General features: G+C 23.5%; 1 protein-coding gene and 2 pseudogenes. All 3 read left to right on the top strand.

Translation table 11 applies throughout. The features are described 5' to 3' along the window. Positions 1-270: 270 nt before the first annotated feature. Positions 271-996 (top strand): annotated as a pseudogene (locus tag RI68_RS04370) (AAA family ATPase). Positions 997-1,030: 34 nt separating this feature from the next. Continuing rightward, on the top strand, positions 1,031-1,237 hold the full coding sequence (locus RI68_RS03855; RefSeq protein ID WP_152411643.1) for a hypothetical protein: 207 nt from the start codon (positions 1,031-1,033) through the stop codon (positions 1,235-1,237). 126 nt (positions 1,238-1,363) lie between these two features. Then, positions 1,364-1,554 (top strand): annotated as a pseudogene (locus tag RI68_RS04375) (IS3 family transposase); the annotation flags it as partial. Positions 1,555-1,667: the final 113 nt, after the last annotated feature.

Here is a 1,667-nt window from a genome sequence, read left to right on the forward strand (position 1 = left end):
GAATTAAAATCTCAAAATTTAGAAAATAAAATAGAAAATAAAATAGAAAATCTAAAAACTGAATTAAAAAATTTAGAATTAAAATCTCAACATTTAGAAGAATTAATCAGTAAAATCAATACCCAAAATAAAGAACAAGATAAAACGTTAAAAAACAAACAAGATGAAACTGTTTTGAAAAATACTTCGAATTTTGAAAACAAAAAAAATAATTCTGTACATCGTTTTATTGAAATAATTGAAAAAAAAATAAATCAAATAGAAAAAAACTTGATTATTGTAAACAAAGAAGATAAAGAATATCAAAAATTAAAAAGTTATTTATTCTTTTTAAATGAGCAAAAATCTTTATTTCAAAATGAAAAAAAATTAAAAATTCTTTTTAAAGATATTTTCGCAATGGACACCGAAAAAGAAGAGTTACAAGATTTAATTTCGTTTTTTGAACTAAATGACGATGAAGAAGAATTATTTAATTTAGATTCAATCAAACCTAAAGGTTATTTATTATATGGTCCTCCAGGAACAGGAAAAACCTTTTTAATAAAAGCTTTTTCGAACGAATGCAACGCTCACTTTATTAATCTTATTCCTGCTAAATTTGATTGTCAATACACAGGCCAAGGAATAAAAGCATTAGAAAATATTTGGACTGAAGCAGAAAAATATGATAAATGTGTTATTTTTATTGATGAAATAGATGGTATGCCAAATAGAGAAAATGAAAAATTTACAAACAGCAATATAACTAACACTTTATTAGTTAAAATAGACGGTTTTAAATAAAACAATAATAAAATTATAGTGATGGGCGCTTCTAATAATATTGATAAATTAGATAAAGCTTTAAGAAGTCGTTTTAGCAAAGAAATTTATATAGATTATTTGCAAAATGAACAAATAGAAGGTTTTTTGAAACATGTTTCTTTGCCTTATAATATAAGTTATCAAGCTTTTAGTTATTTAGAACGAATAGCCCAAAAGATGTCAAAATGAGAATCATACAAATGCAAAATATTCCAATCGTGATTTGGCTGATATAATTAAATCAGCATATATAAAAGCAGCTAAATATAAAAAGAAAAACCCTTCACACAACGCAATGTTGGCTTCAGATTTAGAAGAAGCAATGAATTTAAAAGAAAACATTAAAACCAATCCGCGTCAATTATATGAAAAAAGAAATGAATGTGAACAAGAATTCGAACAAGCGAAAAAATTATTAATAGCTTATTGAAAAAAATAAATATGACAAATAAACAAAAATTCATTAAAAACTAATTTTCAACAAGAAAAAATAATAATTCCTAAAAAAGACCAAAAAATAAATCACAGTTTTTATCCATTTTTAAAAATTTAATAAACCTTAACTAAAAAAGTCTTTTTATTGGTGTGTCCCGCAAAGCGACGCCTCGCGATAACGCCATTATTGAGAATTTCTTTGGCTAAATGAAAAGTATCATTAACCAATTTCCTTATTTTTGGAATCAACAATGGCTCTTCACTAAATTAAACTATCGTTTGCCCCTTCAATATTCTCAAAATTTGAGATAAATAAATTTTGAATCATTTTTTTTAAATATTAACTTTGAAAAAGGTTACTTTTTGCGCTTTTTTTACAATAAAATAATATAATTAATAATAAAAAATCATTTTCTTTTCATTTT

The sequence above is a fragment of the Vaccinium witches'-broom phytoplasma str. VAC genome (genome assembly GCF_000309405.1).
Classification (GTDB): domain Bacteria; phylum Bacillota_I; class Bacilli_A; order Acholeplasmatales; family Acholeplasmataceae; genus Phytoplasma.